Source organism: Zunongwangia endophytica (assembly GCF_030409505.1).
Lineage (GTDB): Bacteria > Bacteroidota > Bacteroidia > Flavobacteriales > Flavobacteriaceae > Zunongwangia > Zunongwangia endophytica.
The window spans coordinates 2,240,051-2,261,557 of sequence record NZ_JAUFPZ010000002.1 but is presented as its reverse complement, the minus strand read 5'-3'; the positions used below and the strand labels follow the sequence as shown (position 1 = coordinate 2,261,557).

Sequence of the window (21,507 nt, the reverse complement as noted above, 5' to 3'; positions counted from 1 at the left end):
TTTCTAGGGTCAATTAGAATTAACTTATAAAAACATTCATAATGTATTCTTATATACGTAAAAGCACAATTGCAGCGATTCTACTTTTCTTGTTAGTAGGCTGTGTAGAAAATCCTAATGTAACTGAAGAAGTTTATTTAGAAAACCCTAATGCAATGCGAAGTTGGGTGGTAGGTTTAAAACGTCAGCTAGCTATAACAACTAACACTGTTAATATTAATACCGCTATAGCCTCAGATAACTATTTCAATAATTATTCGCAATACAGTAAAGTTTTTGATCGATTACAAATCGATTATTTTGATACCGATGTAAATAGTTTACAGGTTGATATACAGGAGTTGAGAGAAATGGCAACATATGGAATTGAAAATGTTTTACCGGCAGATATCTCTACTACTAGCGAACAGGAAGCCTATCTACATTTCAGTCTTGCTTACGCTAATCTTTTAGGAGGTGAATTATTTATTGGTTTACCTAACAGTAGTTTGGGTACTGTAGAATCTGGAGAAAATTTGCTTCAAAACGCTTTAAATAGTTTTGATGACGCCATTGCATTAGAAACTTCTGATGAAATGATAAAAGTATATCAATTATTAAAAGCAAGGGCTTACTACAACTTAGGAGATCGAGATAATGCTATGAGCATTGCAAGTCAGCTTTTAGATGAAAATATTCTTTTCCAAATTGATTTTGACGGGAAAAACGGAGTGAGTAACGAAATGCAAAACGCGACTTTCGATGCGCTACCAAATCGACTAGCTCCATTGCCTAGATTAGACTTTTTAGATCCAAAATATTATTCTGTAGGAACTCCACAAACCGATCAAAAACCTGTAGCAATTGCAAAAGTAGAAGAAGCGTATTTGATTTTAGCTGAAGGACAATTGGCACAGTCAGATTTAGCCGGAGCTAAAACTACACTTTCAGCATTAATAGATGTCGTAGAAAACCGCCCTAAGGCAATGGTAGATGATAGCAGAGAAACTAGAAACGGAGGGAATCGAGAGGATTATCCTACAGATGCAGTAGCAGTTAAGTTTTCAAATGGAGATGAGTTTAAGCAGGGATATATTTTGAACAGGCAAGAAGAATCTATACCTGTGCATACTGTTTCTGGTACTAATATTACCAAAGAAGATGTGATTAATACAGCATCCGTAGATGAACTTCTTTATTTAACCTATGTACTTCGTCAGGAAATATTTATAAGTGAAGGAAGACGATTGACAGATCTTGGAATCAAATTTCCAATTTCTCAAATTGAACAAGATAATAATCCAAATGTAGATGATAGCTACACCATAGCACAAATTCCTCCATTTTTATCTGGTGAAACCATCGATGATTTTACTGTAAATGAAAACGGCGATATAATAATAACAGAAGATTTAAACAAACAAATCATAGACAATAAAGAATCATCGATTGTTGTTCCATTTTTTTAAAAAATAATTTATGACCATAAAAAAAATAATATTCGTTTTCGGTATAACACTTTTGCCTTTTTTGGCAAATGCTCAAAAAGTAGAGCATGTTATATTAGTAAGTATAGATGGCTTTCGACCAGATTTTTATAGAGAGAGCAAATGGCCTACTCCTAATTTAAAAATGCTGGCTGAAAATGGTGTATCAGCAGATGAGGTAAGAACAATTTTTCCTTCAGTCACTTATCCTTCTCATACCACATTAACAACGGGCGTATTGCCTGAGAAACATGGTATTTATTATAACACTATAATTGAGGACGATGGAAGTCCTGGAGGATGGGTTTATGATTTTAAAGAAATAAAGGCGCGTACGTTGTGGGAGGCTGCAAAAGATGAAAACTTGAAAACAGCTTCAGTATCCTGGCCAATAACTGTAGAAAACCCTTTTATAAATTACAATATTCCTGAATTTTGGTCTTTTACAGATCCAATGGACCGACGTGGAGCTACATCAGAACACTCAAATCCAAAAGGTCTTTTTGAGGAGGTTATGGAAAATGCGACTGGAGATTTAACTAAGAATCAATATAATCTCACTTCACTTAGAATGGATCAAAACTTAGGAAGAATAGCAACGTATATTTTGGAAGAATACCAGCCAAATCTCTTGACCTTACATCTCCCTAATTTAGATGGAGCCGAACATACCTACGGAAGAGAAGGCGTAGAGGTTGCCAGAGCAATATCCGGAGCAGATCAGGTAGTTGGGCAAATCTTTGATGCTGTTAAACGTATGGGGATGGCAGATAATACAGTAATTATAGTTACTGGAGATCATGGTTTTGTAACAACTCATACCAGTATTGCTCCAAATATTTGGCTTAAGGAAATGGGACTTGAGGATAAGGCATATTTCTTCTCTGTGGGGGGGTCAGCTTTTTTGCATGTGTTAGCCAAAAATAAAGACAAAGTAATTGCGGCAGTAGCAGAAGGATTGGAAAATCTGCCTTTAGTCCAGCAAGAAATGTTTAGAATCGTAAAACGAGAGGAGATCGAAAATATGCAAAGTGACCCTAGGGTGAAATTTGCAATATCAGCTGCACCCGGATTTGCTTTCAGTAATGAGAAAGAGGGAGATTTGCTTCAGAAGAAAAAAGGAGGAAAGCATGGGTACTTTCCCGATTTCTATAATATATACACAGGATTTATTGCAGCTGGAAAAAACATTGATCAAAATGTGAAAATTCAGCATATGCAATTAGAAGATATAGCAGTAATAGTAGCTAAACTTTTAAATCTAAGTTTGCCTGAAGCCACAGGTGTTTTGTATCCAGGTATTTTAGTTGAATAAAGTTTGATTTGTTTTTGATTTGAATAGGTCGTCTTATCTGTAGACGGCCTATTTTTTTATTCTAAATATCACTCAAACTTTAATTCTTCTAAAATTTTAGCTTTCTTCCTAATAACACTAGAATCAGCCTTTTTTTGTAAACGCTTTTTATCTGTAAAGTAATACTTGTATTTGGCGCGGGTGATAGAAATATCATAGTCGTCAAAATCTTTGCCGGCAACATCGACTCCAGTTTTAAAAGGCACAGGAGATTTTAAAACGGAGATGTGATAATCATAAGTCATATCTAAATGTTGCACGCCACCAATAGCTAAACGATAACGATCAATTTCTAGCAACGCCGGAAGAATATGAACATCATCTTCTTCAAATTCCATTTCAACTTCTAAATTTTTAACTGGGTTTTTCTCTTTACTTTTAAACATAAAGGTTTTTGCCAGCTCTCTAAAAGTAGGTCCGTCGAGCACCATAATATCTTTAGCCTTCATGGCAGCAATTCCTCGTAAACTTGAAGCTTCAAAATCTAATTGTTGGTTGAGGTTCGCTTTTCCTTTAATTCTAAAATCTGCTTTACCTTCAAAAGCTTTAGTGGCTGGAATTAAAGAATCTAAAGCAGGAACCATTTCGTGTAATTTCCCCATTTCAATATCCGTCATATAAAACTCAAAGTCGAGAGAAGGTTTTTGCTTGTCTTTTGCTGTATAGGTTAAACTGGCATCTAAATTTGCTGCTAGGGTATTGAAGTGTAAATGATTCAACTTAAGATTCCCATTTTCAACCAATGCTTTTCCGTAAATGTTGTTTAATTCCATCTTCCCAAATTCCAATTTTTTAATATTGGTATTGAGCTGAAATGCTAAATTCTCCGGTACTTTAAATGCGTGCTTTTCTTGTGCTAAGCTAGCGTTTTTATTGGTTATGGTTTCATTCGTATCTTCCGTAGCGGCAACTTGATCTGCTAGGCCGGCAAAAACTTTCATTAATTGGTTGGCATTAATTCGAGTAGCGTTTACCGATAGATTTGCAGTGACTAATTCGCCGTTTTTTAAGCCAATGGCGTGATCGAGATTTCCCGTGAGTTCAACATCAGAATCCCCAAAATTTAAAGTAGTTTTATCTAAAGTAAGGTTGTCATTTTCAAATGCAATTTTAGAAGTAGGCATTTCTAAACGATGAACAAGCTTTGGATCGTAAGCCATTAAATTTTTAAAATTCACAGTACCTTTAGGAAGCCATTTTTTAGGGGCTTTTTTAGTAAGCTCAAGCTCATAATTTCCCTGGGCAATGGCCACATAAGATGTATGGAGTCCTACCGCAATACTATCAATGCTAAATTGAGAGTTGATTGAAGTTGATTGGTCTTTTTCTTTGGGATGTACTTCGGCATCAATTTGTGCATTCTGAATAAAACCCCAAATTGAATCTTGTGCTTTAAAGTTTAATTTTTTAAGCGCAATCTGACCGTTTAGTTGTGCTTTGCGTTTTCCAGTTTGTTTTACCCAAACTTTTCCCGCTAATTTTTCTGCGGAAGCTTGAAACTGATTTTTAAATTCAACATTAGAATTGATAATATCAATTTTAGAGGCTAAAGTGTTGTATTCCTCTTTATCTTTAAAGAAATGAAGGTCTAAACGTTTTGAATTAATCGACAGACTATCTTTTATCGAAGCAACCGCTAAGTCTTTCAGCTGAACTTCACCTTCAATTTCTAAATCTTCAAACTCGCTATTTTGTAATTGAGAAGCTAAGAAATTAGTATTTATTTTTGTGAAAATAGTTCCAGCAGCTTTAATGTTTTCGTCAAAAGGAAAAGCTTGGTAAAGTTGGGTAAGGTTTAAATTTCCATTCACTTGTAATTGAACTTTTGGGTCGAGTAATACTTGCTGAATATCTCCTGAACTTTGCAAATTAATTCCGGTACCCACCACTTTTAAATCTTGTATAGTGGCGAAAGAGTTTTCAGGTTTTTGCGCATCTATTTCTGAAGTGATATGCGCGGTTAAATCACTAATTTTTCCGGGGAAATCTGTGTACGCCAAAGAGGCATTTTCTAGTTGTAAACTTCCGCTTAGTTTAGGGTATTCATCTTTAGCATAAAAACCTTCGGTATGTAGCTGAAGTTGCAAATCTCCCTGGGTTGTGACTTCCTTTTTAGCTAAATAGGTAGAAGGAATTAAATCAATAATGTTCTTCAACGATTTCGTTTGAAGTTCACTGTCAATATTGATAAAGCTACGTTTTTGTTGCGGATAGAATTGAACTTCACCTTTGTTTTGAAAAGCAATATCATTCACTATAAAATTACTTTTTTGAATGCTCAATAAGGTGTCTGAAAATGAAAAATACAGCTCAGCATCCATTCCGGTTTTTTCAATTTTAAACTGTTTCTCCGGAACACGATAAATGGCAATTTCTTTATTCAGATTTTTAAGGTTAAGCCCTAAACCCTTGTCATCTTTAGCAAGATTTAAAATCAGATTAAAATCGTTGATGGCATAATTTAGCTGAGAAACGCCATCTTTATAGCGAGCGTGTGCGTGATTGATTTCTAAATTTTCAATATTAAACGCCTTAATTTCTAATTGATCGGTAGTGTCTTGTGGTTCTTCTTCGGCCAACTCGGGCTTTAAAATGTTCCAATTAGAATCGCCTAAAGAATCTAACTGAAAGTAAATTTGAGGTTCATTAAGCTGAATATTCTTAATATCAACTTCATCTTTTTGCAAAAATTTATAGAGATTAAATGAAAGTTTAGCCTCTTTAAATTGAACCAAGGTATCTTGATCTGCATAGTTGGGAGGAGGCAATAAAAGCCCCTCTTCAAATTTCAATCCGAAATTTGGAAAGCTTGAAAAAAAAGTAAGTTCAATGCGTTCACATTTTACTTCACCTACTAAAAATTCATTGGCAATAGCCAGCGCTTTTGGGGTGATTTTTTCTGGGGTAAATATAAAATTCAGTAAAACACCAATTGCTAAACTTAGAACTAAAACAAGAGCAACAAGTATTCTTAAACTTCTTCGAATTATTTTCTTTGTTTTCATTCTAGTATAGAATATAGTTTTCTGGGGTAAGAGAACAATTTTTTATTACAAATATTGAAATCTTTCAACGTATTGTAAAATCTAATATTTTATAAACGTATTAAATCTGTTGCCAGATTTTAAAATAAGAAAAGGTTTATTTGGAAGAAGATACGCCGGTTCTGAAGAAATGATCAAGTAAACAAACGAAACGCATCTTGATATTGCACAAATCTCAAAGAAAATATAAATGTGTGTTCCGACTAATTTTTTCAGTAATTATAAATGAGCAAAGCTATTAATGACCACATTAAAATATCTGAATTTTTGCATAACATGAGGTTTTCTTAAAACCGTTCGATCTCATATTGATTGAATTCAACGATACCCCTTTGCAACTCATCGAATAACTGGTCCTTAGAGTAGGGTTTAGAAATAAATTTGTCTGGATATAAAAATCCCTACGCTATGAAAACCAATAATATAATCTTTTTTATCTGTCTTTTAATGTCAGGTATGGCCTCTTCACAAATCGGTATAAATACAACCAAGCCCGATCCTTCCTCTATAGTAGATATTCGAAGTAAACATGCCGGTGTACTAATCCCAAGAGTTGAACTAAATTCTTTAGTAGATCGAGTTACTGTGCCAAATCCCGTTCTTGGTTTATTGGTTTACAATGATATTAAACTTAAGGATTTAGAAGAGCGTTTTTATTTTTGGGATGGTGAAAAATGGGATAAAATTCAATCTCAAAATGATTTCGATTATTTGGAAAATAGGATCGATAGTTTGAACTCTGGTAGCGGCGCTGGTTCATTTGCATGGGGTTTAGAGGGGAATGATCTTGGATATTCAGGAACATCAGATAGGTTTATTGGAAGTACTACGTATTCAGAATTAAACTTTAAAGTAAATAACGAGCAGATAGGTAATTTTCATCCTAACGGAGGAGTAAGCTTAGGTATAGGCGCTATTACAGATAATAGTCAGCGTTCCTTTGCATTGGGGCAAGAATCTGATGCCAGTGGTAATCAAGATGCTTTTGCGATAGGTACAAAAGCCAAAGCTAATACAAATAGATCTGTAGCCTTAGGTTATAATGCAGAAACAAATCAAACTAATGCCTTTGCCCTTGGTGTAAATTCAAAAGCTGACGGTACAAGTTCATTTGCAGTAGGAAGTAATTCAAAAGCTTCAGCTACCGATGCTTTTGCCATAGGTACAGGAGCAGATGCGTCTTCCAGCGCCTCTTTAGCGATAGGGCAGAATAGTAGATCTTCCAACGTAAATTCATTAGCTATCGGGGTTTCAGCGAATGCGTCAAATCAATTTAGTATCGCACTAGGTAATGGTGCAACTTCTAGTGGAATGCACGCCATGTCGATTGGAGGAAGTTCTACCGCAACCGCAGATAAATCTATAGCTTATGGTTTTAAATCTGTAGCAGATGGTGTAAATTCTATAGCTTTGGGTTACGAGGCCAAAACAAAAGGATTAAATGCTGTGGCTATCGGTTATGGAGCGAAAGCTGATCAAGATAATACTGTAATTATAGGGAATGCTGGATATGACAGTAATGGAGGGAAGAATGATTGGTATAAATCTAAAGTAGGAATAGGAACTTATAAACCAGAAGCTAGTTTAGATCTACACGGAAGCTTCAAATTAGTGGATGGGACAGAAGGAGCTGGTAAAGTTTTAACTTCAGACGGTAACGGAAACGCGAGTTGGAAAGATGCTTCTAGCGCCGGTGGTTCTTCTACAAATAATAATGATGAAGTTTTTGGAGATATTTATAATGATGGGGCACAATCTTTACGAAAAGATAGAAGCGCTTTTAGTATTAATTTCAATAAATCTTCTTACCTAAAGAATTCGCAAATGTCTAGTAACGGCATAATGGTAGAAAAATCTGGTGTTTATGAGGCCAATGCTACAATTTCTTTGCAGATTGACAATAATGTTACTGAAAATACTATTTATGAATTTTATTTCGCAAAATGGTCTAACAAAGTTGATGGTTCTTCAGTTTTTATAACCATAGATAGTTCTGTGAAGGGTGGCGAAATCTTTACAATTAGTTTAAATAAGCTCGTTGAACTGAATCAATGGGAACAATTAGCAGTTTATGCCAGAAAGTATAATAATAGGGGAGAAGGTGATAAATTATCTTTGGTAAGTGGAAGCTCAAATTTCAACTTGAAAAGAGTAGGGACACTCTAAAATAAAAGTAGTCTAATCCAAATTATGATTTTTGAACAGAAATTTTCAAGCCCCTAGTAAGGGGCTTTTCTTATTTTTTGAATTATCTGAATATATCAAATCAGTAATTTTAGAGCATAGTGATTACTAAATATTAATATTATTTAAATTTAAGTGTGAATTTATTTTAGGATCCATTTTTCTCGTAATTTCAATAATAACAAGGAATTCAGAAAGAATTAAGTTTTATTAACTTGAAAAGTTTGCTGAAATCACATTGCTTCTTTTTGAAACTTGAATAAAATGCTGTAATATTGCTTTTAAATGAAACAATGGAATATTGCGAAAACGATGTAAGTTCTATGAGTAAAAGATTATTTAAACCTTTAATTGTTATTGCGATTTTGCTAGTTAATAACATGTTTTCTCAGCAAAATGAGCGTCCAAACATCGTTTGGATCACTTGTGAAGATATCTCTCCATATATAGCTGCGTTTGGTGATGAAGTAATAAAAACGCCTAATATCGATAAGTTAGCAGAAGAAGGTGTGAAATACACTTCAACCTATACGGTAGCAGGAGTTTGCTCGCCAAGTAGAGCTGGTATTATTACTGGTATGCATCCTATTTCTACAGGAGCTCAGCACATGAGAACCAAAGCGATTGAAGCTAAATTTATGCCTGAAGGAGTACCAATGTATGATGCTGTTTTGCCTGCTGAAGTAAAAGCTTTCCCAGAATATTTACGTAAAGAAGGATATTATACAACTAATAATATGAAAGAAGATTATCAGTTTAAAGCTCCGGTAACAGTTTGGGATGAGAGTAGCTCAGCGGCGAGTTATAAATATAGAGATAAAGATCAGCCTTTTTTTAGTGTATATAATTTGTTTATTACTCACGAATCTCAGGTAATGGAGTATCCAGAAACTTTAACTGTAGATCCTGATGATGTAGAAGAAGAAATTCCTGCGTATTATGAAGACTCTCCTACAGTGAGAAAAGATTTTGCCAATTTGCTTACGCATATCGAAATGATGGATGCTCAGGTTGGTGAACTGATAGCGCAATTGAAAGAAGATGGACTATATGAGAATAGCTACATTTTCTTTTTTAGTGATCACGGAGGAAATCTACCTTGGATGAAAAGAGAAATTTTAGAAAGAGGTACTCATATTCCTTTTGTGGTAAAATATCCAAAAGGGGATCATGCTCAAACTGAAGTAAAGGATTTAACAAGTTCAATAGATTTTGCGCCTACAGTTTTGTCTATTGCAGGAATTGAGCCGCCAGAATATTTGCAGGGACAAGCTTTTATTGGTGAATATGCTTCAGAAAATAAAAGAGATTATGTGTATGCTGCCAGAGATAGAATGGATGCACAATACGATAGAGTACGTTCGGTAAGAGATGATAATTTCAGATATATTTATAATTATCATCCTGAACTTCCAAAATATCAGGATCTTAATTACAGAAAAGGTATTCCGTTAATGCAGGAAATCCTTGATAAAAAAGAAGCCGGAAAAATCACTAATCCTTATTTAGCAGATTGGTTTGAACCTACAAAACCAGTTGAAGAATTATATAATGTAAGCGAGGATCCAGATGAAGTACATAATCTAGCAGAAAATCCAGAGTATCAAGATAAATTGAAAGAAATGCGTTTAGCGTATTTAGACTGGGTTTCCCGAGTGGGTGATTTGTCTTATATGTCAGAACCTGAAATGGTAAAAGAGTATATGTGGAAAGGTAATGGAGAAGCACCACAAACTAAACCAGTAGAAATCATTCAGGCTAAAGATGGAATTCATTTGGTAGCGCAAACACCGGGCACTTCTATTGGATATAGAATTGTAAAGAAATCTGATAAAGAAGAAAAATCAGAACACGTGGTTAAATCCTGGGATTATGAAATTATATTTAAGATGAAATCTGAAGGAGACCTTGTGGAAACTCCTAAACGATGGAAGGTTTATGACAGCCAGACTTTAAAACTAAAAAAGGGAGAGCGTTTAGAAATTAACGCTATGCGTATAGGTTATAAACCATATAAGACAGAATTCGTAAAATAAAAAAACATTTTCCCATTTTGAGAATAACTCAGAATGGGAAATTTTTAAATCAATTTTTTAAAAGTTTCAAAATGAAGCATTATATTAGTGGGATTATTACTAAAAGGAGTTTAGGCTTATTCTTTGCCGGATTTTCTTTATGCTTTACGCAATCGATTTTTGCACAAGAGGAAAAAGAAAAAAATATAAGTGTTCAAGACTCAGTTGCATTGCAGCAAGATTTAAAAGGAGATAAAGACGCAGACGGAAAGAAAAACGGAAGCGATCGAAATGTGATGTTAAACGCATCCAGCAATTCTGGTCCCAGAGATGTAAATATAGGATTACCAGGAAGTGTAGGAGGTATAACTATATTTGAAAATGATTTACCAGTAGTGTATTTGTTTTGGCCAGAATTACCGAACAAAACCTGGAGACAAAGTGTAAGTTTAAAAAGTACCGGTCTTCTGAAAATGGATGAACTTGCTAGTACCACTGGCGATTTAGGTTTTGCAGTAAACTCCTACACACAAACCGGTACGGAAGAATTTCAATTAAAAGGAAAACTTTCAGGAAGCCATTTTGGATGGTTTCAGGGAGATGTAAATGTTTCAGGGCCTATTTCAGAAAACGGATGGTCTTTTACCGCAGGAGCTTTTGTAAACTTTGATCCTAGTACTTACGATTTAGGATATAACGATTACGCCGATCAAACAAAGATTTTTAGAGCAGGCTTAACTAAGCGATTCGAAGATGGCAAGGGAGAATTTAATGTTTCTTATAAATATGCAGATTCTTATGTAACTCAGAATTATGCTGTTTTTGAATATGGACCAGATGGAGAAGCTAAAGAAACAGACAATTTTAGAATTGGCCGTGATTCTTATATGGTGCGAGATGGAAGAGTTCGATTTAAAGATGTAGATGGCGGAGATTATTACTGGGGAGAATTTGATGGTAATGCTAATACCAATGTTTCTCATAACCTAGATATCTTTGGTAATTATAAAATGGATAATGGGTGGAATTTTAAATATTCTACGCGTTTACACTTAGCAAAAGCATCGTTGTTATATAGCATTCCTATTAGTATACTGGATGCTAACGCCTCAGATAATTATACAATTGCTAATACCGGAGAAGCTTATACGGGAGCTGTAGGAACTCAATTGGGAATGAATTCACCTGAAATCCCAACAACCTCAATTATGGGAAGATTTTCTATTAATAAGAAAATCGATGATCACGATTTAACTTTTGGAATTTTAGAACAGTATTATAATGTAGATGATTTTGTGTCTAATAGATCTGTTTTCTTTCAAACAGTAGAAAATCAACCACAGCGATTGATAAGTCCAGCTACAGATCAATATGGATTCTATGGTTATAATGGAGGTTCAGAATTTCACAGCGGTAAAGAAAATAAATTATCTGTTTATGGTAGTGACAATTGGCAGGTTAACGATCGTTTGAATTTAAGCTATGGTTTATTTTTAAGACATCAACACCTAGATGGTGAATATTCACTCACTCCTAGAGGAGCAGATTTCACAATTCAGGATGCTGCAATTGAGCCTATTAACAAAGATTGGTTTCATATAGCAGGTAAATTTAACGCTACTTATAATTTAACCAATAAATTCGGATTATTAGCGAATTTCCAATATACTGAAGAAAACGGTAGATTAGAAAGTTATTCAGCTGCAGCAACTCCTAACACTAAAACAAGTAAAAGTCCGCTAGGCGCTTTTGGAGTATTCTATAATAGTGATTGGTTAAGCTTAGTTTCTCAAGTTACTTATTTGACAAAAAACAATTACCTAAAGCGTTTCAATTTAGTTAATCCGCAGGATGATACTGAGCAACAGCAAACAACAACTTATTATGATATTGAAACATTAGGGTGGACAACAGACGTTGTACTTACTCCATTTAAAGGTTTCAGTATGCATGGTTTGTTAACGCTACAAGATCCAAAATATAAAGATTTTAATTTTTCTGCTTTTGGTAACGACTATGATTTTAGTGATAAAACAGTATTAGAAATTTCTAAAGTTCTAGTAGAGCTAGATCCTAGTTATACGTATAAAGATTGGAGAGTTTGGGCAAGCTTTAGATACTTTAGTGAGCAATACGCCAATATTAATAACGCGCTAACTTTTGCTCCACGTTGGGAAAACTTTGGAGGATTAAGCTATAAATATAATGAGCATATCAATATTGGAGTTACTTTAATAAACTTCTTAAACCAAACAGGAGCTAAAGGAACTATTAATGGAGCTGAATTGATTCAAGATCCAGAACCATATTACGGAAGATTGTTAACTGGTTCTTACATACGCCCGTTTACAGCACAACTTTCTGTAAACTTCAATTTCTAAAATATAAACATTAGCAAAAAGCATTCAAATCTGAATGCTTTTTGACTTTTATACTACAAGCTATGAAAACAAAAACGTGTTTAGTACTAAGCTTAGCTCTAGGGATTCAAATGGGATTTTCACAACAAAATGATATCAAAACAGTAACGAGTAAATCGGGTACTGTTTTGAAGTATCATAAAGATTTTGGTGTGAAAATTATAAAAGACGGTAAAGAGTCTTTTAAAGATTTGAACCAAAACGGAAAGCTGGATGCTTACGAAGATTGGCGCCTTCCGGTAGAAGAGCGTGCTAAAGATTTGGCTTCAAAAATGACGGTTGAGCAAATTGCAGGATTAATGTTATATAGTCAGCATCAGTCTATTCCTTCAGGTGAAGTTGGTTTTGGAGCAGGGACTTACGATGGAAAGCCTTTTTCTAAAAGTGGAGCGAAAGCTTCAGCAATTTCAGACCAGCAAAAGCAGTTTTTAAAAGACGATGAATTACGTCACGTTCTTTTAACAGCAGTAAAATCCCCTGAAGTTGCTGCAAAATGGAATAACAATGTACAAGCTTACGTAGAAGGTTTAGGCTTAGGGATTCCGGCAAATAATAGTTCAGATCCAAGAAACACTGCTACCGTAACTTCAGAATTTAATGCGGGTGCTGGTGGAACTATTTCTTTATGGCCTGATGGTTTGGCAATGGGCGCTACTTTCGATCCTGAATTGGTAAAACAATTTGGCGAAATAGCGGCACAAGAATACCGTGCTTTAGGAATTACCACGGCACTTTCTCCTCAAGTAGATTTAGGTACAGAACCACGTTGGTATCGTATTGCTTATGTGTTTAGTGAATCTCCAGAGCTTGTAAAAGCAATGGGAAAAGCCTATATCGAAGGTTTTCAAACTTCAGATAAAGATTCAGAAATCAACAATGGTTGGGGTTACCAAAGTGTAAATGCGATGGTAAAACACTGGCCGGGTGGTGGTCCTGAAGAAGGTGGGCGAGATGCACACTGGGCAATGGGAAAATTTGCGGTTTATCCTGGAGATAACTTCAAAGATCACTTAAAACCTTTTACTGAAGGTGCTTTTAAATTAGATGGAGGTACAGAAAAAGCTGCAGCTGTAATGCCGTATTACACTATTAGTTTTGGTCGTGACGATATCTATAATGAAAATGTGGGTAACGGATTCAGTAAATATATGATTACTGAATTGCTTCGTGATCAATATGGTTACGACGGCGTGGTTTGTACCGATTGGTTAATTACTTCAGATGAAGGAGCAACACCAGCTACTTTTGCAGGAAAACCTTGGGGAACCGAAGAGCTTTCTGTTGCCGAGCGTCACTATAAAGTTTTAAAAGCAGGAGTAGATCAGTTTGGTGGAAACAACCAAAAAGGTCCTGTTTTAGAAGCTTACCAAATGGGAGTTGAAGAATTTGGAGAAGATTACATGCGTAAACGCTTTGAGCGCTCTGCAGTTCGTTTACTCAAAAATATCTTTAGAACCGGTTTATTCGAAAATCCTTATTTAGATGTTGAAGAAACCAAAGCTATTGTAGGTAATTCAGAGTTTATGCAGGCAGGATATGATGCTCAGGTAAAATCTGTAGTAATGCTGAAAAATAAGAATCAGGTATTGCCGGTTAAAGAAAAGCAAAGCGTTTATATTCCTAAAATTTATACGCCGGTAACTACCGACTGGTGGGGGAATCCAACACCCGCAAAACTAGATTATCCGGTAGATATAGAATTAATAAAGAATTATTATAACGTAACCGATAATCCAAAAGAGGGAGATTTCGCCTTGGTTTTTGTGAAAAATCCACAAACTAAAGAAGCGGGGTATAGCGAAGTAGATCGTAAAGAAGGAGGTAATGGGTATGTACCTATTTCACTTCAGTATGAAACCTATACCGCAACTACCGCAAGAGAACATAGTATTGCAGCTGGAGATCCGGTAATAGATCCTGAAATTAAAGATCGCTCTTACAAAGGAAAAACCTCAACTTCTTCTAACATTATGGATTTAAGAACTATTGAAGATACTAAAATGTTGATGGGAGATAAACCGGTAATTGTTTCTGTAACGGCGAACAAACCGATGATCTTTAGTGAGTTTGAAAGTAAGGTAGATGGGATTGTACTCAGCTTTGGAATTTCAACGCAAGCGGTGATGGATATTGTTTCAGGTAAAGAGGAACCCTCAGGATTATTGCCTTTGCAAATGCCGGCCAATATGGAAACGGTAGAGGCACAAAAAGAAGATGTTCCTTTCGATATGATTCCGTATAAAGATTCAGAAGGAAATACATACGATTTCGGTTATGGTTTAGACTGGGATGGTGTAATTAAAGATGAAAGAACTTTAAAATTTAAAAAATAAAATGAAAAAATTCTCAAAAATAATCACTTCAGTTGTACTACTGTTAGCTGTTTTTCAAATGACAGCCCAAGACCAGGTAGTAAAACTTTACGAAGGAAAAGCACCGGGATCTGAAGATTGGAACTGGAAAGAAGCACAACAGTATTCTAAAATTTTTGAGACTGAAGTGGTGTACAATGTTACCGATCCTTCTTTATTGGTTTTTAAACCTGAAAACCCTAATGGAACCTCCATAATTATTGCTCCGGGTGGGGGGTTTCAAACCTTATCTATTAACCGAGAAGGGATTGAAGTAGCTAAAGAATTAGCATCAAAAGGAGTGACTGCTTTTGTCTTAAAATACAGATTGATTCATTCTAAAACCGATAATCCGGCGAAAGAACTTATCAATAATTTACAAGATCGTGATGCCCATTACAAGCGTAGTGAGCGTGTACAAAAGATGGCGGGTAACGATTGTAAAGCAGCTATCCAATATGTAAGAAATAACGCTGATAAGTTTGGGATCAATACCGATAAAGTTGGTGTTATTGGTTTTTCAGCTGGAGCAACAGTTATTTTAGAAAGTGTACTTAATAATCATGAAGCTGAAAATTTACCAAATTTTGCAGCTTCACTTTACGGAGGACCAACAGATGATTTAATGAATGCTGAAATTCCACAAAATGAGCTTCCTTTATTTATCGCCGCAGCAAGTGACGATCAATTAAAATTGGCTCCAAAAAGCATAGCATTATATAACAAATGGCTTCAAGCCGAATATCAGGTAGAACTACATATGTATGCAAAAGGTGGTCACGGCTTTGGAATGAAAACTCAAAATTTACCGGTAGACTCTTGGTACAAGAGATTTGAAGACTGGTTAACTCAATATAAATACCTCAATAAATAATAGAATATGAAAATGAAAAATTTAAAAGTTTTAGCTTTTATAGCTTTAGGAACTTTTCAATTTGCGAATGCACAAAAAGCACCACAATTAGGAAAAGCTTCTGTAGATGAAGTCATCAATGCAATGACGCCAGAAGAGAAAGCAGAATTGTTAGTAGGTCCCGGGATGCCTGGTTATGCAGGTTTAGTTCCTTTAGAAGGAGAGCCAAACGTACGCGTTTTAGGTCAAGCCGGAGGAAACGAAGAAGTAAACCGTTTGGGGATTCCTAAAACTGTTTTTGCTGATGGTCCTGCGGGATTAAGAATTCAGCCAAAGCGAGAAAATAATCCAAATACCTATTATGCGACTGCATTTCCTGTAGGAACTGCCTTAGCTTCTTCTTGGAATACCGAGTTGATCGAAGAAGTGGGTAAAGCGATGGGTGAAGAAGTAAAAGAATACGGAGTAGATGTTTTGTTAGCTCCAGCTTTAAATATTCATAGAAATCCGTTAAACGGAAGAAATTTTGAATATTATTCTGAAGATCCTTTAGTAGCTGGTAAAATTGCTTCAGCTTACGTAAAAGGAATTCAATCTCACGATGTAGGTACGTCAATTAAGCACTTTGCTGCTAATAATCAAGAAACTAATCGTTTATCGGTTAATGCACATATTTCAGAACGTGCAATGCGCGAAATTTATTTACGTGGTTTTGAGATTACGGTAAAAGAATCGAATCCGTGGACGATTATGACTGCTTATAATAAAATTAACGGGGTGTATGCTTCAGCTAATGAAGATTTACTAACCAAAGTTTTAAGAGATGAGTGGGGTTACAAAGGATTAGTAATGACAGACTGGTTTGGTGGTTATCCAGGTTTTGGTTCGATCACAGCAGAAGGAAGCGTTAGTGATGTTGTTGCTCAGATGGAAGCTGGTAACGATTTATTAATGCCGGGTACTAAAAACCAAAAAGAAGCTTTAGTTAAAGCGATTAAAGAAGGTAAGGTAGACGAAGCAGCTATTGATAGAAACTTACGTAATATCTTAAATTATATTTTAAAAACACCTACGGTAGCTAAATACAAATACAGTGATAAACCAGACTTAAAAGCGCACGCCGAGGTGACTCGTAATGCTGCAACAGAAGGTATGGTATTATTGAAAAACGACGAAAACGCATTACCTTTTACTAATAAAAAAGGTACTGTTGCTGTTTTTGGAGATACCTCTTATGATTTTATTGCTGGTGGTACTGGTAGTGGAGATGTAAATGAAGCGTATACCGTTTCTTTAATCGAAGGCTTAGCTAATACAGGTTACACCATTGATGAAGATCTTCAAAATGCTTACGTTCCTTATGTAAAAGAAGCGACAGCAAAAGAAATGAAGCGTCGTCAAGAAGAAGGTGGTATATTAGCCTCTGTACAACGTCTTCCTGAAATGCCTTTAGCAAAAGATATGGTAGCTGAAAAAGCTGCATCTTCTGAAGTTGCTGTAATTACTATTGGTAGAAACGCTGGTGAACAACACGATAGAAAAATAGATAATGATTTCTATTTAGGTCAAGATGAAATTAAAATGATCAATACGGTAAGTGATGCTTTTCACGCCGAAGGAAAAAAAGTGATCGTTATTTTAAACATTGGTGGTGTGATTGAAACTGCGAGCTGGAAAGATAAAGTAGATGCTGTTTTACTAGCTTGGCAAGCCGGTCAAGAAGGAGGAAACTCTGTTGCAGATGTATTCTCTGGAGCTAAAAACCCTTCAGGAAAATTAACAATGACCTTCCCAATGGATTATAACAACGAACCTTCTGCGGCTAACTTCCCGGGAGTTCCTGCAAACAATCCTAAAGAAGTATTTTACGAAGAAGGAATCTACGTAGGATACCGTTACTTCAATACATTTAATGTGAAACCATCTTACGAGTTTGGATTTGGAGAATCATATACTTCTTTTGAATATTCAGACTTAAAATTAAGCGAAACTAATTTTGAAGATGAGCTTGAAGTTTCTGTAAAAGTAAAAAATACCGGAAAAGTAGCGGGTAAAGAAGTAGTAGAGGTTTACGTTTCTGCTCCAGCAAAAATGGTAGATAAACCTGCTGAAGAATTACGTGCTTTCGGAAAAACTAAACTTTTAAAACCAGGAAAATCTCAGAAGTTGAAGTTTACGATTAAAGCAAAAGATTTAGCTTCTTTCGTAGATGCTAAAAGTGCTTGGATCGCTGAAAAAGGAACCTACAACTTAAAAGTTGGAGCTTCTTCTTTAGACATTAAATTGAATAAAGAGTTCACTTTAGCTAAAGACATTACTGTAGAGAAAGTAAACAACGCTTTCGATCTTGATACAGAAATGGAAACGTTGAAGAATTAATTCTTTAAATAAAGTCATTACAAAAAAGCCTTATCATTTGATAGGGCTTTTTGTTTTTATAAGATTTATTAATCTGAATAGATTTGTGTGGCCTGATTTGAATTAAGAAGCTGTTTCTATTGCTGTCTTTAGTACGTGCCAAGTTATTTTATTCAGTAATTTTTCCTTCAGGAGATAGTCTCCATTTGAAGTAGTCATCCAAAACAAGTAATGCTTCTTTATCTGGTACAGGTCCCGTGTGTGGATTTGAAGTTAAGTACATAACTTCAGAATCGGTTGAGCCAAATATCGGCCACTTTGGAACTGAATCTCCATTAGGGTTTCCGTATTTCGCAAAGTTAGTCCAATAAGTGCTCATTGTCTCAGCAAGGTCAATATCTTCTGATGTGATCTCAGGTCGTTGTTTGTCTAAAGTTTCAAAAACATACACAATATCTTGACCATGTGGAGAACCATGATCATACTGGGGGGAATCTTCTTGGAAATCCTGATGTTGATCAAAATAATACAAATAGACAGGAGACTCACCTGTTTTAGATTGAAGATTTGCCCAGGTCCATGTTTGCCAGCCAAAGGCTGCATCTCGGTTTAAATTTCTTGCGCTTCTGGTTATTTTATTTGTTCCTAATGGGTAAGCAGCCAATAGTGTGTCTGCATATTTACCATAGCGTTTTTCAGCATTTGTCTTAAATTCCTCCGGACTGCGCTCTCTGGTAAAACTCAATCCTTCGTCAGAATTGTAACCGATTAATACCGGGATATCATTATATTTACCTTGCTCGTAGAGTGTATATTGATTCTTAGGTATAACATAACCATCAATGATAGGCCAGGCTCCACCCATTCCCATTCCCATAGGCAACTTATCTACGTCCATATTTCGCATTTTCTCCACTGAATTTGCTCCGGCAGATTCTGCGTAACTTTTCCCTGCATTTTCTGCTTGTTCAAGAGTTTTCATATTTTCTCCAGGATACGTAACCGGTCGGGTTGGGCCAAAGGAACCGCCACTCTGCGATATAGCTCCGTGAAATAAGCCTTTAGCCAATGGAGATGCACATAGCATGCTTACTGAAATACCTCCAGCAGATTCACCAAAAATAGTCACCTGATCGGGATCACCACCAAATGCTTCAATATTTTTTTGTACCCATTGTAGTCCTGCAATTTGATCGAGCAATCCGTAATTACCAGAAACTCCATTTGGGTTTTCAGCACTTAATTCAGGGTGTGCCATAAAGCCCAGTTGGCCTACACGATAAGCAATGCTAACGACCACCACATCTTTTTGAGCAAGATTTTCACCAGTACAAACTGGTTCTGCTGTTGATCCAAAACTGAATCCACCGCCGTAAATCCAAACCATTACCGGTAATTTTTCTTGTTTATTTTTAGCAGGGGTCCAAACGTTTAGGTACAGACAGTCTTCGCTTTTTCCTGCTGGCGGATTACCAGGTTGATACGGAGACGGAGCGAATTCTGTTACGTTTTTAACTCCCTCCCAATGTGCAGCAGGTTGTGGAGCTTTCCACCTTAAATCTCCCAAAGGTGGCGCTGCAAAAGGAACACCTTTAAAAACCGCCAAATCTTTTTCAATTTTGCCTTTTAAGATTCCTTGCTCTACCGATACCTGAGACATTGCAGTGTCTTGAGAATAGACCTTTGTAGTAAAGCATAAGATGCAGAAAACTATGCTGAGAAAATAATTCATTTTGGTTATAATTTAATTGATTTTTTTTGACTTATTTTTAGATACGCTTTTATTTCGCTGTTTAAGACTACTGCATGAATTACTCTTTAATTTATTCAATTGAAGATCATTTATATTCCAGTTCTTTAGTTTGAACGAAATCGTTGTACTAATTTAAATGTTTTATTTACATTTCTTCTAATAAAGAATAGTATTTGATTAAGACAAGCTGGACTTTATTAATATTTAAATATTGAATTTCAGTATTTTATATCTAAACTAAAAAGCCCTTAAAAACGAGAATCGTTGTTTTTAAGGGCTTTTTTATAAAATGTTTATTCAATAATCGAGATAAAAAGACTCTTATACTAATAGAAATCAAAATCTGTTTCCTCCTAATTTATTACAGGGTTTCCGCAAGAGATTGTTTGAGCAATTAGTAGTCTGCAATAGCTTTTTTATACTTTGCTTCGTTAATTTTTAAGGTAGCTTTTGTTTCAATTAGATTAGCATAGGCTTTTTGCCATAGCACTTGTCCTTCCAACACATCTTTTCCGGTAATTATACCCGAATCAAATTGATTTTTGAGTAACCTTAAGTTTTCTTGAGCTTGTTCTAAAGATTCTTCAGAAAGTTTTACTTCTAAAATAGAACGATTTAAGCTTAAACTAGCATTCTTGATTTCGATACCTAATTCTTCTTTGGTGTTTTCAAGTTTAAGTTTTTGAACTTTAACTTCAGCCTGTTGCTCAGCTACTTTATGTTTTCGGCCACCCCAATCAAAAATGGGAATGCTTAAATTTACAAGTCCAATGGCTGAGGTGAAACTATCAGAACCGTCAGAAAAATCTATTTGTTTCCCTGCGGAATAAATTCCATTTACAGCAACAGATAGGGAAGGCTTACGATCTGCTTTTAATAAATCGGTTTGAATGTTTTGAATTTGTACCGATTCTTCTAACATATTAATTTCAGGACGTTGATTTACAAATTCACTAGGATCTTCAATATTCTTTGGAATGATTTCTAACTCGTTAAATTCATCTTCCAAAATAAAATCCATTGTATTTAAACCAATGAGTTGCGCAAAAGAATATTTAGAAACAATTAGACCATCTTTAGCTTCCTGCAAGGTTATTTGGGCATTATTAAGTCTCACCTTTACACGTAATACATCATTTTTATTAATAAATCCTGCGTTGTATTTATTGGTAAGATCGGTATGAAGTGTATCCAATAGTTTGAGCGATTTTTTAGCCAAATTCACTTTTTCGTAAATGCTTACTAAATTCCAATATTGAGTTTCGGTTTCTAATAGAATCTCTTGCTGCGTTAACTCTTGTTGTGAGGTTTGCAATTGTACAGAAGATTGTGCTAGCTTTTTTCTGTTACGGATTTTTCCGCCTGCATAAAGAACTTCACTCAACACCAAACTCCCATTAACACTAGTTTCAGGCAACATAGTTTGCATTGGCTCGCCTAAATATAAGCCTACAACACTTGCTTCTAAACTGGGTTTATTCGCTGCCTTTGCTGAAGATAAAGCTTCAAAAGCTCCTTTTAATTCTTCATTAGCTTGTTTAATCTCTCGGTTATTAGATAGTGCCATTTTTTTGGCAGCATCGAGCTCTATTTTTATATTCTGTGCTGTGCTGTTCAGACTCAACAGAAAAACACTAACACAAAATAGGCGTGTTATGATTTTATAAATAGTCATGTGTTTTATTTTCAATTAAAGAATAGAGCAGTAT

11 protein-coding genes are annotated in these 21,507 nt (G+C 35.4%); 8 read left to right on the top strand and 3 right to left on the bottom strand.

What is annotated here, in order from left to right; translation table 11 throughout:
* Positions 1 to 41 precede the first annotated feature (41 nt).
* Both QWY91_RS09790 and QWY91_RS09785 read left to right on the top strand, forming a co-directional pair.
* The gene (locus tag QWY91_RS09790; RefSeq protein WP_290234339.1) at positions 42 to 1,448 is read left to right on the top strand and encodes a tetratricopeptide repeat protein; all 1,407 of its coding nucleotides are present in this window, start codon (positions 42 to 44) and stop codon (positions 1,446 to 1,448) included.
* Between the two features lie 10 nt (positions 1,449 to 1,458).
* Positions 1,459 to 2,781: an alkaline phosphatase family protein gene (locus QWY91_RS09785; RefSeq protein ID WP_290234338.1), complete on the top strand. Its 1,323-nt coding sequence runs from the start codon at positions 1,459 to 1,461 to the stop codon at positions 2,779 to 2,781.
* A gap of 68 nt (positions 2,782 to 2,849) precedes the next feature.
* Here the strand turns inward: QWY91_RS09785 and QWY91_RS09780 are convergent, their stop codons facing one another.
* Positions 2,850 to 5,825, bottom strand: coding sequence for an AsmA-like C-terminal region-containing protein (locus QWY91_RS09780; protein WP_290234336.1), 2,976 nt, complete (start codon positions 5,823 to 5,825; stop codon positions 2,850 to 2,852).
* A 447-nt stretch (positions 5,826 to 6,272) separates the two neighbouring features.
* On the opposite strand from QWY91_RS09780, the gene QWY91_RS09775 reads away from it, so the two are divergent.
* The 6 genes from QWY91_RS09775 to QWY91_RS09750 all read left to right on the top strand — a co-directional run bounded on the left by QWY91_RS09775 (position 6,273) and on the right by QWY91_RS09750 (position 18,066).
* Positions 6,273 to 8,030 carry a phage tail-like protein gene (locus tag QWY91_RS09775; protein WP_290234334.1) on the top strand — a complete coding sequence of 586 codons (1,758 nt, stop codon included), beginning with the start codon at positions 6,273 to 6,275 and terminating at the stop codon, positions 8,028 to 8,030.
* A 341-nt stretch (positions 8,031 to 8,371) separates the two neighbouring features.
* Positions 8,372 to 10,084: a sulfatase family protein gene (locus tag QWY91_RS09770; RefSeq protein ID WP_290234331.1), complete on the top strand. Its 1,713-nt coding sequence runs from the start codon at positions 8,372 to 8,374 to the stop codon at positions 10,082 to 10,084.
* 71 nt (positions 10,085 to 10,155) lie between these two features.
* On the top strand, positions 10,156 to 12,444 hold the full coding sequence (locus tag QWY91_RS09765) for a TonB-dependent receptor (RefSeq protein ID WP_290234329.1): 2,289 nt from the start codon (positions 10,156 to 10,158) through the stop codon (positions 12,442 to 12,444).
* Positions 12,445 to 12,506: 62 nt separating this feature from the next.
* Positions 12,507 to 14,816, top strand: coding sequence for a glycoside hydrolase family 3 protein (locus QWY91_RS09760; protein WP_290234327.1), 2,310 nt, complete (start codon positions 12,507 to 12,509; stop codon positions 14,814 to 14,816).
* A 1-nt stretch (position 14,817) separates the two neighbouring features.
* Positions 14,818 to 15,708: an alpha/beta hydrolase gene (locus QWY91_RS09755; protein ID WP_290234326.1), complete on the top strand. Its 891-nt coding sequence runs from the start codon at positions 14,818 to 14,820 to the stop codon at positions 15,706 to 15,708.
* A 6-nt stretch (positions 15,709 to 15,714) separates the two neighbouring features.
* Positions 15,715 to 18,066, top strand: a complete 2,352-nt coding sequence (locus QWY91_RS09750) for a beta-glucosidase (RefSeq protein ID WP_290234323.1) — start codon at positions 15,715 to 15,717, stop codon at positions 18,064 to 18,066.
* A 148-nt stretch (positions 18,067 to 18,214) separates the two neighbouring features.
* Here QWY91_RS09750 and QWY91_RS09745 read toward each other — a convergent pair whose 3' ends face one another.
* Both QWY91_RS09745 and QWY91_RS09740 read right to left on the bottom strand, forming a co-directional pair.
* Entirely contained in the window at positions 18,215 to 19,777 is a 1,563-nt protein-coding gene (locus QWY91_RS09745; RefSeq protein WP_290234320.1) for a carboxylesterase/lipase family protein, read from the bottom strand.
* 415 nt (positions 19,778 to 20,192) lie between these two features.
* Positions 20,193 to 21,473 carry a TolC family protein gene (locus QWY91_RS09740; RefSeq protein WP_290234318.1) on the bottom strand — a complete coding sequence of 427 codons (1,281 nt, stop codon included), beginning with the start codon at positions 21,471 to 21,473 and terminating at the stop codon, positions 20,193 to 20,195.
* Between the last annotated feature and the right edge of the window lie 34 nt (positions 21,474 to 21,507).

What these genes read in the sequence shown, in the direction of transcription:
- QWY91_RS09755 (WP_290234326.1), top strand. Translation starts at nt 14,818, where the DNA reads ATGAAAAAATTCTCAAAAATAATCACTTCAGTTGTACTACTGTTAGCT.
- QWY91_RS09740 (WP_290234318.1), bottom strand. Translation starts at nt 21,473, where the DNA reads ATGACTATTTATAAAATCATAACACGCCTATTTTGTGTTAGTGTTTTT.
- QWY91_RS09765 (WP_290234329.1), top strand. Translation starts at nt 10,156, where the DNA reads ATGAAGCATTATATTAGTGGGATTATTACTAAAAGGAGTTTAGGCTTA.
- QWY91_RS09780 (WP_290234336.1), bottom strand. Translation starts at nt 5,825, where the DNA reads ATGAAAACAAAGAAAATAATTCGAAGAAGTTTAAGAATACTTGTTGCT.
- QWY91_RS09785 (WP_290234338.1), top strand. Translation starts at nt 1,459, where the DNA reads ATGACCATAAAAAAAATAATATTCGTTTTCGGTATAACACTTTTGCCT.
- QWY91_RS09745 (WP_290234320.1), bottom strand. Translation starts at nt 19,777, where the DNA reads ATGAATTATTTTCTCAGCATAGTTTTCTGCATCTTATGCTTTACTACA.
- QWY91_RS09790 (WP_290234339.1), top strand. Translation starts at nt 42, where the DNA reads ATGTATTCTTATATACGTAAAAGCACAATTGCAGCGATTCTACTTTTC.
- QWY91_RS09760 (WP_290234327.1), top strand. Translation starts at nt 12,507, where the DNA reads ATGAAAACAAAAACGTGTTTAGTACTAAGCTTAGCTCTAGGGATTCAA.
- QWY91_RS09770 (WP_290234331.1), top strand. Translation starts at nt 8,372, where the DNA reads ATGAGTAAAAGATTATTTAAACCTTTAATTGTTATTGCGATTTTGCTA.
- QWY91_RS09775 (WP_290234334.1), top strand. Translation starts at nt 6,273, where the DNA reads ATGAAAACCAATAATATAATCTTTTTTATCTGTCTTTTAATGTCAGGT.
- QWY91_RS09750 (WP_290234323.1), top strand. Translation starts at nt 15,715, where the DNA reads ATGAAAATGAAAAATTTAAAAGTTTTAGCTTTTATAGCTTTAGGAACT.